Genomic DNA, 12,776 nt, shown 5'->3' with positions numbered 1-12,776 from the left:
ACCCCATATCCCGCTCAGGTGATAATCACAGGGCCGTTATGGCCTGTTTCAATAAACGGTTCGGGCCAGATCCAGCGTCGCCTCGCACCATTCAGGCTCTATGGGCTTGGGCGTGTCGCGCCGGATCTGATTGGCCTCTTCGTGGGTGAGAGCGCCCTGCTGAACATCATAGGCGAGCCACATCAGTTCTTCGCGCGTGCGCTGCTGTGACAGGCTCATGCAAGAGCAGTCTTTAAATGAATGGCGGCCCATAACAAGCGGACCAAGCTCTCTCTCCCATATCCGTTTGGTAGACCAATACTCATATCCCGGATTGGCTTCAAATAAGAGGACCTCTGAAACGTTCGCGATCCGGATCACATGGAAGCTGTATCGCAAAGTATCGCTGATCGGCTTGAAGACCGAGTACGTGTTGATGAAGCTCGACCAGGTGGTCAGAACGGTCAGAATAGCGACAAACAGAAAAGCCTGAACCGTGGTCGCCCAAATGGCCGGGCGTCGATGACGGACCCGGGTGAGATCAATCACCCACAGGCAAAACATGGCGGTGAAGGCGACGGCGAATACGCCCAGTAGGGTTGGCCCCAGTGGCGCTTCTCCTTGCCAGAATCGCAAGGTTTCGCCGCAACTGAGCTGCGTAATCACAAACAGCTCAATCAAGCGCCAGACAATGCCTAAGCCGAGCAAGGTCGCGAGCAGCATCCAGCTGACCGGGCTTTGAAAGGCGGCGGTGTTTCTCCGCTGGATTCTCTGGCGTAAGCGTCTCACCCATCAAGGCTATTGCGGATGGGGAATCGCGACAAGCGAAACCCGTCTCAGGCGTCCTGCTGTTCAGCTTCGCTGTCGCCGTCCTCGTCGGCCGCCTTGGCGTATTTCAGCGTCATGGGCACATTGGCGAGCACGAACAGGAAGAAGAGCGGGAAGGTGCCGAAGAAGCGGAAATTGACCCAGAAGCCTTCGGTCAGCTCAAGCCCCGCAAACCAGCGCATGGTTTCAGGCACGTCTGCGTCCACGATATGCCGCCACATCACTTCGTTCAGCAAAGCGAGGAAGGCGAAGAACAGCGCCCAGCGAATGCCCAGCATGACCCAGGCGTGCTCGGGCATGGAATAGATCGAGCCGAACAGGCGCTTCCAGACGTTAAAGCCGAGCGCGAAGCTGAACAGGATCGCAAAGCAGAAGATCAGATTGATGATGGTGGGCTTGATGAAGATGAAGATCGGGTCTTGCAGATAGATCGTCATGCCGCCGAACAGCGTCACGATGACGAAGGTCACCGCCAGCATGGGCGGGAAGCGCTTTTGCGTGATCACGGCGTAGACCACGGCGGCCGCCGTCGCGAGCATGAAAATGCCGGTCGCCCAGTAGATCGCCTGATCCTCGGCGAGGCGTTTGGCCACATTATAGGTGATCATGAAGATCGCGGCGGGCCCCACATCCACCAGAAGCTTGGAGCCTTGGCCGATGGTCTTGCTGGAGGTGGTGTCGGGCGTGGCGTCTGACATGAAACTCTGTGTCCGCAATGGCGAGGGTGGAACTCTCTTACTGCCCTAATACGACGGTCAGCGAAAGTCGGATCGACTTAACCCAGCTGAATGGCGGCGAGCCCGAGCGCCAGAACGCCCGCCAGCACGATGCGTCGCCGTCCCAATGGCTCTTTCAGGATCACCGCCGCCACGATGGCGCCGAACACCACAGATGTCTCCCGCAGCGCCGCCATCGGGGCGACCGGGGCGTTGGCGTAGGCGTACAGCGCGAGGCCGTAGGTGGTGATGTTGAAAAAGGACGCGAAAAAACCGCGTCGCAGCTCGGCGCGCGCGACGCTCAACACTTGATCGCCGCGCCGCACCCAGGCGGTCAGGCCCAGCGACAGGGCGCTGAGGACAAAGAACCAGGCCGCGTAGATGAGCGCGGACCCTGCCGCGCGCACGCCCGAGGCGTCATTGACCGTATAGCTCGCCGTCATCACGGCAGCCGAGAGCGCAAAGCCCAGCGCAGCCGCCTTGGGCGCGCCGCCTTTTTCGGGCCAGGCGAAAGCGATGATGGCGGCGGAGGCGACCGACAGGCCCAATATCGCCAGCGGGCTCAGGGGCTCGCCCAGGATGAAAAACGCGAACAGGCCGGCGATGGCGGGCGCGGCGCCGCGCATGACCGGATAGACCAGATTCATCGACCCGCGCTGAAAGGCGGCGATCATCAGCATGTTGAACGCCCAGATGAGGCCTGCGCCCAGCAGCAGGAACCGCCAGACCTCCCAGCCCGGAACCGGGAACAGAAACAGGACCGGGCTGAGCCAGAGCGCAGAAAACACCATCGAGACCGCCCGGAAGGTGAGCGTGTCGTCAGCTTGCTTGGTGAACAGCGCCATGCCCGCATGGGCCATGGCGGATACGAGCGCAGCGAGTGCGGCGAGGGGCGGGATCGTCTCCATTACCCCTCAGCTCATACTCAAATCAGTCTGCAGCGTCCTCTATGGCGTGCATGTCATCATCGGACAGGCCGAAATGATGACCGATCTCATGCACCAGAACATGAGAGATGATCTCGGACAGGGTCACATTCCCCCGCTCACACCATTCCAGCAGGATCGGCAGGCGATAGAGAAAGACGTAATCGGGTCCGCCCGCAGGATCGAGCACGGATTTCTGGGTCAGATCCACCCCGTGATAGAGCCCGGTCAGCTCATACGGGCTCTCCATCTTGAAATGCGACAGCGTCGCCGCGTCGGCAAAATCCGGCGTCTGGATCACCACATTGCCGCATAAAGCGCGAAACTGTGCGGGCAGGCCGTCCCAGGCGCTCTGGGCGATCTCCAGGAAGAGGGTTTCATCAGGGGCGGTGAGGCGAGCGAGGTCGGTGGGTTTGAACATGGATGTCAAATAGGAGTGTAGGCGGCGGGTCGCCAGTGGCCGCAGGGCTTGTCATCGGAACATAAGTTGAACAAAATGCGCCTATGGCTGTTTCAGATCCCATCCCCACCGCCCGCGCCAGCAATCCCGCAATCGACGATGCGCGCCTTCTGATGCGCGGCACGGCGCGATTGCTGCTGGATCTGGGCATCACCGCCATCGCAGAGTTCACTTTGCCGTGCGGGCGCCGCGCCGATCTCGCCGGGCTCGGCCCCAAGGGCGAGATGGTGATCGTCGAAGTAAAATCCGGCGTGCAGGATTTTCGCACCGATGAGAAATGGCCCGATTATTTCGCCTGGTGCGACCGGTTCTATTTCGCGGTGTCGGACCGGTTTCCCGCCGAGATGCTGCCCGAACAGACGGGCCTGATCATCGCGGATGGATTTGGCGGCGCGGTGGTGCGTGAAAGCCCGGTCGCCAAGCTCGCCCCCGCCCGGCGCAAGGCGTTGACCCTGAAATTCGCACGCAACGCCGCTGAGCGCGCGCTGCGGGCGATTTGAGCCAGCCTCTCGAGAATAATCGCTCTTTCGCCAGTCCTCGCGCTAGACGCTACTGACTTCCCTTTTTACGGTAGAGACGGGGAGAGATGCCGCGAGGGGTCGCGTCATCGCTGTGAGGGGGTAAGCGATGCGCGCTTTCGTACGCTATTTCAATATCGTGGTCTTGGTTGCAGTGCTGGTCATAGGCGGACTGGCGGCGACGGGGCTTTTGTCGCTGCCGCCTTCAGACAGCGGATCGGCAGGCCCGTCGACGCCGAGCGTGTCCGTCGGGGAGGTTGAGTTTGCGCCGGCCCCGGACTTTCTCGCCCCCATAGAACCCGAACCGTATGACCGGATCGCTCTGGGCAATGCGCCTGGGGGTGTTTTTGCGCGTCTGATCGACCAGCAGACAGATCTGCGCGGCGACACGCCTGTGCGCTATGTGCGCACGGTCATGGATGTGGCCAACCGACAGGCGGCGGAGGCGCTTTCGACCCGGCTGATTGAGTATTTTCCCGATTATCAGAGCGTCGTGCTGCACGAGGTGACCGTCATCCGCGACGGCGTGCGTGAGGACCGCCGCCAGGATTTGTTCATTGACCGTATCCAGGCTGAGGATCAGCTCAATCAAGGTGTCGTCACCGGATTGGAGCGCGCTCTGGTGCGCATACCGAACATGCAGGCTGGCGATACGCTGGATATGAGCTGGTCGGTCGTGGGCGGGCATCCCAGCATGCAAGGCCGCGTGAGCGAGTTCGTCCGCGCCCAGTACTATGTGGACAGCCCAAAGGCGCACCTCCGGGTGCTGGCGCCGCAAGGCGCGCGGTTGCAGGTGATGGGCGACGGGCCTGAACCCCTGACCGTTCAGGAAGACGGGTATCAGAGCTTTATCCTGCCCGAACAGTCCGTGACCGCAAATGCCGACCTTGATCGGTATAACCGTTTCCAGCACACGGCGGGCTGGTTGATCAGCGAGTTCGAGGACTGGATGGTCGTCAAACGCTGGGGCGAGGCGCTTTATGATGCAGGGCGCCCCTCAGCGGCGGTTCGCGAGGTGGCGGATCGTATCCGGAGCTCCACCGATGATCCGGAATTGCAGCTGGTGCGGGCGATCCAGTTTGTCCAGGACCATGTGAGTTATTTCGCCATTTCCCTGGGCGAGCAGGGCTATACGCCTGCCAGTCCGGAGCAGACGCTGCGTACGCGCTCGGGCGACTGCAAGGCGAAGTCACTGTTGCTGGTTCAGTTGCTCAAGGCGCTGGGGATCGAGGCGCATATAGCGTTCGTCAACAGCGTGGACGGGCGGGATCTGGATGAGCTGGTCGCGACGCCGCAGGCGTTTGATCATGTCGTCGTACGCGTGATCTGGCGGGAACGCGCCTATTGGGTGGACCCGACCCTCAGTCTGCAACGCGGCATGATGCAATATCGCGCGCAACCTGATTATGACTTCGCGTTGGTTCTTGACGAGAACGACGAAGGGCTGGTCGACATGCCTGCCCGCGTGGCGGGCGAGCCCTGGACCGATATACGTCAGCGCTTCTACCTGCCCCAAGGGCCGGGCGACGAGCTGGTGATTGATGCGCAGATTGAGTATCGCGGGGATTTTGCAGGCCTTGTCAGGGCTGCCTTTGAGAGCGGTTCGGAATCCGATCGGGAGGAGTTTTTCCTGCAATCCTATCAAAGGTTTGAAGGAATTGAGATCAGTCATATCAGTTATTATGACAACGAACAGGACAACTCGATCCGGGTCAGCATGGAGCTCACCGCCGACAGGTTTTTTGGCAAGGCGGATTCAAGCGGGACTCACGCCAGGGTTCTGAGAACTGACGCCCTGATGTCGGTGGGCCAGTTTCTGATGGAGTTGGAAACGGATGCGGCCCTGCCCTTTCCGATGACGATGAGTCATTCGGTCGAAGTCCATTTACCCGGACCTTCCCATGTCTGGTCGTTCGCGGATGAAGACACCGGGGTCGACAATGAGGCGTTTCAGGCCAGTCGTTCTGTTCGATATGCAGACAATGTGCTGACGCTGGATTGGCGGCAGAGCTTCAAGACCAAATGGGTGGTGGTCACGCCAGAGTTGATGGAGGATGCGGGGGTGATCCCCTCCCTCATCTCTTATGAGCTGTATACAGACATGTCCTGGATCTAGGACGAGCGCGCCAGAGACAGGGACGCGATGATTATGGATCTTCTCATCCTGGCGGGCCTTAGCGCGGTCGCAGCTGTGTTGGCGGGGCTGGCGGCGCGCAAGCTCTGTCGTTTGGGGTCTGGCGGAGGCGCATCTGAAGACGCTGGCCTGACAGCGCCGCCTTTGCCTCCCTTCAGGCCTGTCACGCCTGTAGCCTTTGTCAGCTCCAACGACCAGGGCGCGTTCGGGGAAGCTCTGACCAGTGTGATGATGGCGGCGCAGGGTTGGCGCCCGATCAACGGCAAGCCCGGAACCGGTCCGCAGGGCGTGGATGGCATCTTCGTTCGCGTGACGGAGGACGGATTTCAAGCCTGCCTGATCGAAACCAAGACCAATAGCAGCGGGTATGCCGCCCGGCAGATGTCGAACGCCAAGCTAAGCGATGATCTGACCCAGCTTTACCTGACCTGTGGCGATCCGGTTCTGGGCGCTGTTTATGCGCACCTATACAAAGCGTTGAATGCGGGAGACGCGTCTGTGGTCAAACAGCTCTGGCGGCATCATCTGGCGCGCGGGGTGACGGAGACAATGGCGCTTGCTCCGGACGGGAGTCCCGACGGCCCTGTCACGCTGGCTCCCAGCCAGATCTGGATGCAGGCGCTAGCGGCGAGCCTGTCCGAGCTGGACCGCGGTCGGCGCTATTGGTCTGGAACGTACCCGGTCTGAGCCGTGATTTGAGAGACGATGTGTGAAAAGGCCTCAAGCCTTGGCCCCATCCGCGCCTCGACCGCGTCGCGCACCTGTGCGGAGGCTTGATCCGGCGTTCCCGCGTTCAGCGGCGGGGCGGGATCGTATTCCAGGCCGAGTTGAATGGCGGCCGCCGTCTCTTCGCCCGCGATCTCTCGCACCAGGCTCAGCGCGAAATCAATGCCCGCCGTCACGCCGCCGCCCGTGATGACGCGGCCGTCATGCACGACGCGGTCTTTCACAGGGATCGCGCCGAAGGCTTTGAGATGATCGTGATAGCGCCAGTGCGTCGTCGCGCGCACGCCCTGTAGCAGTCCGGCTGCGCCCAGGATGAAGGCGCCGGTGCAGACCGACGTGACGTATTGCGCCTGCGCGGCCTGGCGACGGACAAAGTCCAGCATGGCCGCGTCCTGCATCACCGCGTCGACGCCATACCCGCCGGGAATGCACAGCAAATCAAGATCGGGGGCGGTCTCCAGCGTATGATTGGGCAGGATGAACGGCCCGCAATCGGTGCGCACCGGACCGTCTGAGTTGGCGATCAGCGCCAGTTCCGCATCGGGCAAGCGGTTGAGAACCTGCAACGGTCCGGTGAAGTCGAGCTGGGTCAGGTCGTCAAACAGCAAGAAGCCGACAGTCAGTCCCATGCGCAAAACTCCAGAGGCGTCAGCGCGGCGCGCGTTTGGCGAGGATGCGCTGGAGGGTGCGGCGGTGCATGTTCAGCCGGCGTGCGGTCTCCGACACATTGTGATTGCACAGCTCGAACACGCGCTGGATATGCTCCCAGCGCACCCGGTCCGCGCTCATGGGATTTTCCGGCGGGGCCGGCTTGGCGTCGGGCTTGGCGAGCAGAGCTTTCATCACGTCATCGGCGTCGGCGGGCTTGGCGAGATAATCCACGGCGCCTGACTTCACCGCCGCGACGGCGGTGGCGATATTGCCATATCCGGTCAGCATGATGACGCGGCAATCCTCGCGGGTCTCGTGCAGCGCCCGCACCACGTCCAGCCCGTCACCGTCGTCCAGGCGCAAATCCACCACTGCGAAGGCTGGCGGGTTGTTGCGGGCGATGCTCATCGCCTCCGCCACTGTGCCGACGGCGTCGATGACGTCAAAACCGCGGCTCGCCATCGCCCGGGCCATCCTGTTGCGCAGGGGCTCGTCATCGTCGACCAGCAGCAAGGTCTTGTCTTCGGGCAGGTCCAGTTCAGTGTGTTCGGTCACGGCCGAGGGGCTCCTTTAACCGGGTCGAGAAATCAGGCCTATGATCTAGTCCTATTCGCCCAGTGTCTGCAAAGGGCGCAATGAGATCAAGGCAGCTGTCAGGGATCAGATTTAGGGCGATAAATCGGATGCGCCCACATCACTCATGGGTTCGGCTTCAAGCGCGGCGCGCGGCAGGGTCAGCGACACCCGTGCGCCGCCTTCAGCGGCGTTGGTCAGGTCGACCGTGCCGCCGATGCGTTCGATCAGGGTGACGGCGATGAAGACCCCCAGCCCCAAACCGCCATAGCCGGGCTGGCTGCGCCGCGTGGTCACATAGGGCTCGCCCAGCTTGGCCAGGATGTCAGGCGGAAAGCCGGGCCCGTCATCCTGAACGACGATATTGAGCTGGGTGTCGCTCCAGGCGCCGATGATCTGGACTTCGGTTTCAGCGAAATCCACAGCGTTTTCAATGAAATTGCCCAATCCGTATAACAGCTCTGTCTGTCGCTTGAGCACGGGGGCGTCGGGGTGGTCCGGCGTCGGCGCAAGCTTGACCACCACATGGGCGTCCAGGCCTTTGAGCGGGGCGGCGGCCTCATCCATCAATTCACGCAAGCCGATGCGTTCATGCATTTTGTCGGCTGTGTTGTGTGAGGATTGAGACAGACGCTGCAGGATGTCCCGGCACCGTTGGGCTTGCGAGATGATCAGGTCTGCATCCTCGCGCGAGAGGTCGTCCTGGGCGGCGCGCAACATTTCCTTGGCGGTCAGCTGAATGGTGGCGAGCGGAGTGCCCAGCTCATGCGCTGCTGCGGCGGCGAGCGCGCCCAGGGCTGACAAACGCTGTTCGCGGGCCAGCACGCTCTGGGTGGCGGCGAGGGCGGCGCCCATGCGCTGGGCTTCAAATCCGACGCGCCAAGCGTAAACGGCGGTGAAGGCGATGGCGATGGCCAGCGCCACCCAGATCCCGGCGCGGTAGGTGGAGGGCAGGACCACGGCCTCGGCGTCCGACCAGGGCAAGGGCAAATGCCAGATGCTCAGCGAGATCGAGCCGACAATGGCGATGGCGGCCAGCGTCAGCCACCAGCGACCCGGCAGGGCGGCGACGGCGATGACCACCGGCCCGACCAGCATGACCGAGAACGGATTGGTCAGCCCCCCGGTCAGGGCCAGCAGGACCATCAGCTGGATCACGTCATAGGCCAGTTGCAGGAAGGCTTCCCAATCCTTGGCGAAGCGCTGGGTCGGCATGGCCAGCGACAGCCAGGCGTTCACCCAGGCGCTGGCCGCGATCACGCCCAGACACGCGCCCAGCGGCAAATCAAACCCCAGACCGTAAAAGACCACGATCACGGCCATGGTCTGACCGGTCACCGCCAGCCAGCGCAGCAGGATCAAGGTCCGCAAGCGGACGCGGCCGAACACCGGGGTCAGGTTCGGGTCTGCGTCCAGCTCTGACCAGTCAGGCTCACTATGGGTGTCGCGCACGGTGTTGTTCTTTCCCAGATCGTCAGCCAAGCAGCTGATCCATGCCTGTCCAAGCCGTCAACGGGACGTTCTGACGCGCTGCGGCCCCGTCATGTCGCCGGAGGCGGTTTTTTCGCCAGCCAAGGCTGCACCCGCTTATCACTTATGCTGCACCGCCATAGCCAGGGCTCGCATCTGACACAAGAATGTCGTAGATCAATGGGATGGTTCGCGCTGCGCCAGCGCACAGCCACACACAGGATTCTTCATGGACTTGAAAAATCGACCGATCTGGCTTTTCCCGGTGATCGCCGCTGTTCTGGCCGGGCTGGCTGCGATTCTGCTTTTGACGCTTTCAGGCCAGAACCCGGCGCGATCCGGGTCGCCGGGCGCAGCGCCCGTGCGCATGTCCGGGGAAGCGGATATCGGCGGCGCGTTCACTCTGGTCGATCAGACGGGACAGACCGTGACCGACGCCGACTTCGCCGGTCGTCCGATGCTGATCTATTTCGGCTTCACCTATTGCCCGGACATCTGTCCGACCTCGCTGCAGGTCATGGCCGCTGCGCTGGACCGTTTGCCGGAGGCGCAGAGGGCGCAGTTTCAGCCGCTTCTGATCACTGTGGACCCCGAACGCGACACGCCTGAAGCGCTGGCCTCCTATGTGGATTCGCCCGCCTTTCCCGAAGGTTTGACGGGATTGACCGGTAGCGAAGAGCAGATCCGGGACGCGGCGCGCGCGTACCGCGTTTACTATCGCCGTGTGGAGGATGACGGCACACTGGCGGAGTACACCATGGATCATTCCTCGCTCATCTACTTGATGGGTCGCGAGGGAGAATTTGTTGAAGTCTTTCCACATCAGGCGACGCCCGACCAAATCGCGTCACGACTTCAACAGTTTTTAGAGAATAACCCGGCATAATTGCGATGAGCTGACAGCGCTGCGGGCTCCACCGAGCTCAGGCGTGGAGGATAATGGCTATGCTTTACTCTTTTCTGGAAATGAGCCGGGCGGCGTTGATGCCCTGGCGCGCCGCCGCCAATATGACCCGGCAATCGCTGCGCTCGCCGCTCCACCCGGCCTTTGACACCCTGGCGGGCCGGACCACGGCCGCCGCCGCGGACCTGTTTGAAAGCCTGACCCGGTATTACGGCAAGCCTGAATGGGATTTGAGCCCGGTTCTGGTCAATGACCAGCCCGTGGACGTCGTGACCGACACCGTCTGGAGCAAGCCTTTCTGCTCCCTGCTTCACTTCAAGCGCGACCGGGCGGCGCTGGCGAAAGCGCGCGGCGTGAAGGTGACAGAGCTGAAGGACCGCTCCGTTCTGATCGTGGCGCCGATGTCTGGCCATCACGCGACCTTGCTGCGCGGTACGGTCGAGGCCTTTTTGCCCGATCACGAAGTCTACATCACCGACTGGACAGACGCGCGCAGGGTGGCGGTGAGCGACGGGCGCTTCGATCTGGGCGATTACGTGCTGTATGTGCGCGAGATGATCACGGCGCTGGGCGACAACCCCCATGTGGTGGCGGTCTGTCAGCCCGGCCCGCCGACCCTGGCGGCGATTGCGCTGATGGCTGAAGATGAGGATCCGGCGCGTCCGTCCTCGATGACCTTCATGGGCTCGCCCATTGATGCGCGCAAATCCCCCACCGTGCCCAACAAGCTGGCTGAAGAGCGTCCGTACGAATGGTTCCGGGATAACCTGATCCAGACCGTGCCGGCCGTGTATCCGGGCGCCATGCGCCGGGTGTATCCGGGCTTCCTGCAGCTGACCGGCTTCATCAACATGAATTTCGAACGCCATGTGGACGCCCACTGGGACTTTTTCCAGCACATGGTGGAGGGCGACGGCGACAGCGCCGACCGGCACCGTCAGTTCTATGACGAATACCTGTCCGTGATGGACCTGACCGAGGAATTCTACCTTCAGACCATCCACGAGGTCTTCCAGGCGCACACTCTGGCGTGTGGCGAGATGCGTGTGGGGGAGCGTCTGGTGCGACCCGAGACGATCACCGATGTGGCGCTTCTGACGGTCGAGGGCGAGAACGACGACATTTCCGGCATCGGCCAGACTCAGGCGGCGCACACCCTGTGCTCAAACCTGCCTGAATCTCTGCGTCTGGACCATGTCCAGCCCGGCGTCGGCCATTACGGCGTTTTCAACGGTCGCCGGTTCCGCGAAGAGATCGCACCGAAGATGAAAGCCTTCATGGCCGAGCACGACAAAGGGGCTTAACGCCCCTTTGTGCGCTTGAGGCTATTTCGGTTCCGGCGCGTCGCCGCCTTCATGCGTGACGCTCAGGCCCAGGCTTTGCGCATCCGGCGCGGGATAGTCCGCGAAGACTGCGGCGGAGACCGGGGTTTCGGGGGCCATCTCAAAGGTCAGCACGCCGCCTGAGCTGATGAAGCGGTCAAGCGCCGGTCCGGCCTGATCGACCAGACCCGCAGGCAGCTGCGCGCCTGCGAAGGCCAGCCCCATCCGCGTCATGGCGCCCAGTTGGACCCGCGCCTGTTGCTCGCTGACGCCAGAGCGTTGGGCGATTTGAGCTGTGATCCGCTCCATCAGGGAGTCGTCTGTCAGCTGCAGCCTGAAGTGATGGATCATCAACGGCGCCATCAGCTGGGCGGGATCAGGCGTCGCGCCAGATTTGCCAGCGGTCAGCTCCTCAGCCTGTGCGGCGTAGGCGCTCAGGCCCGACACGTCCTGCTCAAAGCTCAGGGTGAGGCCGTCCACAAGGCGAATGATGTTTGCGCCCTCGGTCCAGGCGCGATCTGTCTGCGGGTCGTACCGGCTTTCGCCTGATGCGCTGAGTTCAAGTTGATCATAGCCCAGCATGTCAAAGCTGCGTTCGATTTCAGCGCTTTGCGGATGACCGGGCGCGGGGCTCAGCGTCAGTGAGGGCAGATCGAGTTGTGAGGACAGCACGCCGCTTCCCAGCGTTTCAACGCTCGCGGACATGTCGGGCAGCGTGATGGCGATCCCGCCGGCCGAGACCAGTAGATTCTGCACGGTCAGCGTCTCATACGGCGCCTGATCGGGCGACATCAGGCTGGCGCCCAGTGGCGAGCCGTCATCAAGACCGTCCAGTTTTACGCCCGAGACCTGCATGCCGCCCAGTCGCAAGGACAAGGGGCCGCCCTGTTCGTCCCGGTCGTCCAGCGCCAGCGCGCTCAACTGACCCGACTGGAGGGTTTCCCCGTTTTCAAAGCCTTCAAGCACCAAGGCATCGAGCGTCAGGGACAGCGTGCTGGCGGGCTTGTCTTCAAACTGCATCGCCAACGCGGCCAGTTCGAGGCGGGCGAAGCCAAATCCGGACCGATCCTCGTCCAGGCCTTCAAGACTGTCTTCACCGCGAAGCAGGTCTGCAACCTTGCGCGCCAGGGCTTCAGACGGGTCGCGCAAGGAGAAAAACTCCGCGCTCATGTCACCGTCCTGCGCTTCGATGACAGCGTTCTGCATCTCGAGCGCGGTGAAAAAAGGTTGGTCTTCCAGCCGTTGCGGGCCGGTCAGGATCAGCTCACTCGCGGTCAGGCGCCCGTCTTCCAGCGTCATGGCGAAGTCTGTGAAGACATAGGCGCCGCGTTCGAAGCGGCGCTCAGACCAGTTCGCGCGGCCTTGCTCCTCGAGCCCGAAATCGGCCAGCGCAGACTGGGCCTGAGCTTCGCTGATAGGGCGCGAACGCGTGTCAGAGCGATCGCCGGGCCCGGCCTCTGGGCTGCAGGCGGCAAGACCCAGTCCCAAGGCGAGCACGAAGGCGAGAGGGGCGCGACGGGTCGATACGGCCATGGTCCATCCTTTGGCGAAGCGGTGTTCTGGCGAGCC

The 12,776-nt window shown here is 62.4% G+C and carries 13 protein-coding genes; 5 read left to right on the top strand and 8 right to left on the bottom strand.

Going from position 1 to position 12,776, the window contains the following annotated elements:
- Positions 1 to 48 precede the first annotated feature (48 nt).
- The 4 genes from ACTIGF_RS05815 to ACTIGF_RS05800 all read right to left on the bottom strand — a co-directional run bounded on the left by ACTIGF_RS05815 (position 49) and on the right by ACTIGF_RS05800 (position 2,870).
- Entirely contained in the window at positions 49 to 702 is a 654-nt protein-coding gene (locus tag ACTIGF_RS05815) for a hypothetical protein (protein WP_160092814.1), read from the bottom strand.
- Between the two features lie 113 nt (positions 703 to 815).
- On the bottom strand, positions 816 to 1,505 hold the full coding sequence (locus tag ACTIGF_RS05810) for an inner membrane-spanning protein YciB (RefSeq protein WP_439635966.1): 690 nt from the start codon (positions 1,503 to 1,505) through the stop codon (positions 816 to 818).
- A 77-nt stretch (positions 1,506 to 1,582) separates the two neighbouring features.
- A complete protein-coding gene (locus tag ACTIGF_RS05805; protein WP_439635965.1) occupies positions 1,583 to 2,431 on the bottom strand; it encodes an EamA family transporter in 849 nt (282 codons plus the stop codon).
- A 22-nt stretch (positions 2,432 to 2,453) separates the two neighbouring features.
- Complete coding sequence (locus tag ACTIGF_RS05800; RefSeq protein ID WP_439635964.1) at positions 2,454 to 2,870, bottom strand: metallopeptidase family protein; 417 nt, start codon at positions 2,868 to 2,870, stop codon at positions 2,454 to 2,456.
- Positions 2,871 to 2,953: 83 nt separating this feature from the next.
- On the opposite strand from ACTIGF_RS05800, the gene mmcB reads away from it, so the two are divergent.
- The 3 genes from mmcB to ACTIGF_RS05785 all read left to right on the top strand — a co-directional run bounded on the left by mmcB (position 2,954) and on the right by ACTIGF_RS05785 (position 6,248).
- Positions 2,954 to 3,409 (top strand): DNA repair putative endonuclease MmcB, encoded by a 456-nt coding sequence (gene mmcB, locus ACTIGF_RS05795; protein WP_439635963.1) that lies wholly within the window; start codon positions 2,954 to 2,956, stop codon positions 3,407 to 3,409.
- Positions 3,410 to 3,536: 127 nt separating this feature from the next.
- Entirely contained in the window at positions 3,537 to 5,543 is a 2,007-nt protein-coding gene (locus ACTIGF_RS05790) for a DUF3857 domain-containing protein (RefSeq protein ID WP_439635962.1), read from the top strand.
- A gap of 33 nt (positions 5,544 to 5,576) precedes the next feature.
- Positions 5,577 to 6,248, top strand: a complete 672-nt coding sequence (locus ACTIGF_RS05785; RefSeq protein ID WP_439635961.1) for a hypothetical protein — start codon at positions 5,577 to 5,579, stop codon at positions 6,246 to 6,248.
- On the opposite strand, the gene ACTIGF_RS05780 is transcribed toward ACTIGF_RS05785, so the two are convergent.
- The 3 genes from ACTIGF_RS05780 to ACTIGF_RS05770 all read right to left on the bottom strand — a co-directional run bounded on the left by ACTIGF_RS05780 (position 6,221) and on the right by ACTIGF_RS05770 (position 8,993).
- The gene (locus tag ACTIGF_RS05780; protein WP_439635960.1) at positions 6,221 to 6,916 is read right to left on the bottom strand and encodes a DJ-1/PfpI family protein; all 696 of its coding nucleotides are present in this window, start codon (positions 6,914 to 6,916) and stop codon (positions 6,221 to 6,223) included. The genes ACTIGF_RS05785 and ACTIGF_RS05780 overlap by 28 nt on opposite strands.
- A 19-nt stretch (positions 6,917 to 6,935) precedes the next feature.
- Positions 6,936 to 7,493 carry an ActR/PrrA/RegA family redox response regulator transcription factor gene (locus tag ACTIGF_RS05775; RefSeq protein WP_439635959.1) on the bottom strand — a complete coding sequence of 186 codons (558 nt, stop codon included), beginning with the start codon at positions 7,491 to 7,493 and terminating at the stop codon, positions 6,936 to 6,938.
- Positions 7,494 to 7,604: 111 nt separating this feature from the next.
- The gene (locus ACTIGF_RS05770; RefSeq protein ID WP_439635958.1) at positions 7,605 to 8,993 is read right to left on the bottom strand and encodes an ActS/PrrB/RegB family redox-sensitive histidine kinase; all 1,389 of its coding nucleotides are present in this window, start codon (positions 8,991 to 8,993) and stop codon (positions 7,605 to 7,607) included.
- A 217-nt stretch (positions 8,994 to 9,210) separates the two neighbouring features.
- Here ACTIGF_RS05770 and ACTIGF_RS05765 point away from each other — a divergent pair, with 217 nt between their 5' ends.
- Together ACTIGF_RS05765 and ACTIGF_RS05760 are read left to right on the top strand one after the other, a co-directional pair.
- Complete coding sequence (locus tag ACTIGF_RS05765) at positions 9,211 to 9,867, top strand: SCO family protein (RefSeq protein WP_439635957.1); 657 nt, start codon at positions 9,211 to 9,213, stop codon at positions 9,865 to 9,867.
- A gap of 59 nt (positions 9,868 to 9,926) precedes the next feature.
- Positions 9,927 to 11,189, top strand: a complete 1,263-nt coding sequence (locus ACTIGF_RS05760; protein ID WP_439635956.1) for a polyhydroxyalkanoate depolymerase — start codon at positions 9,927 to 9,929, stop codon at positions 11,187 to 11,189.
- A 21-nt stretch (positions 11,190 to 11,210) separates the two neighbouring features.
- Here ACTIGF_RS05760 and ACTIGF_RS05755 read toward each other — a convergent pair whose 3' ends face one another.
- A complete protein-coding gene (locus tag ACTIGF_RS05755) occupies positions 11,211 to 12,740 on the bottom strand; it encodes a hypothetical protein (protein ID WP_439635955.1) in 1,530 nt (509 codons plus the stop codon).
- Between the last annotated feature and the right edge of the window lie 36 nt (positions 12,741 to 12,776).

Source organism: Oceanicaulis sp. (genome assembly GCF_051859625.1).
Classification (GTDB): Bacteria; Pseudomonadota; Alphaproteobacteria; order Caulobacterales; family Maricaulaceae; genus Oceanicaulis.
The sequence above is the reverse complement of the archived record's forward strand: the minus strand, read 5'-3'. Positions and strand labels throughout refer to the sequence as shown.

Excerpts from the sequence above, each read along its gene's own strand:
- ACTIGF_RS05815 (WP_160092814.1), bottom strand. The coding sequence starts at position 702 with ATGCTGCTCGCGACCTTGCTCGGCTTAGGCATTGTCTGGCGCTTGATT.
- ACTIGF_RS05810 (WP_439635966.1), bottom strand. The coding sequence starts at position 1,505 with ATGTCAGACGCCACGCCCGACACCACCTCCAGCAAGACCATCGGCCAA.
- ACTIGF_RS05805 (WP_439635965.1), bottom strand. The coding sequence starts at position 2,431 with ATGGAGACGATCCCGCCCCTCGCCGCACTCGCTGCGCTCGTATCCGCC.
- ACTIGF_RS05800 (WP_439635964.1), bottom strand. The coding sequence starts at position 2,870 with ATGTTCAAACCCACCGACCTCGCTCGCCTCACCGCCCCTGATGAAACC.
- mmcB (WP_439635963.1), top strand. The coding sequence starts at position 2,954 with ATGGCTGTTTCAGATCCCATCCCCACCGCCCGCGCCAGCAATCCCGCA.
- ACTIGF_RS05790 (WP_439635962.1), top strand. The coding sequence starts at position 3,537 with ATGCGCGCTTTCGTACGCTATTTCAATATCGTGGTCTTGGTTGCAGTG.
- ACTIGF_RS05785 (WP_439635961.1), top strand. The coding sequence starts at position 5,577 with ATGGATCTTCTCATCCTGGCGGGCCTTAGCGCGGTCGCAGCTGTGTTG.
- ACTIGF_RS05780 (WP_439635960.1), bottom strand. The coding sequence starts at position 6,916 with ATGGGACTGACTGTCGGCTTCTTGCTGTTTGACGACCTGACCCAGCTC.
- ACTIGF_RS05765 (WP_439635957.1), top strand. The coding sequence starts at position 9,211 with ATGGACTTGAAAAATCGACCGATCTGGCTTTTCCCGGTGATCGCCGCT.
- ACTIGF_RS05760 (WP_439635956.1), top strand. The coding sequence starts at position 9,927 with ATGCTTTACTCTTTTCTGGAAATGAGCCGGGCGGCGTTGATGCCCTGG.
- ACTIGF_RS05755 (WP_439635955.1), bottom strand. The coding sequence starts at position 12,740 with ATGGCCGTATCGACCCGTCGCGCCCCTCTCGCCTTCGTGCTCGCCTTG.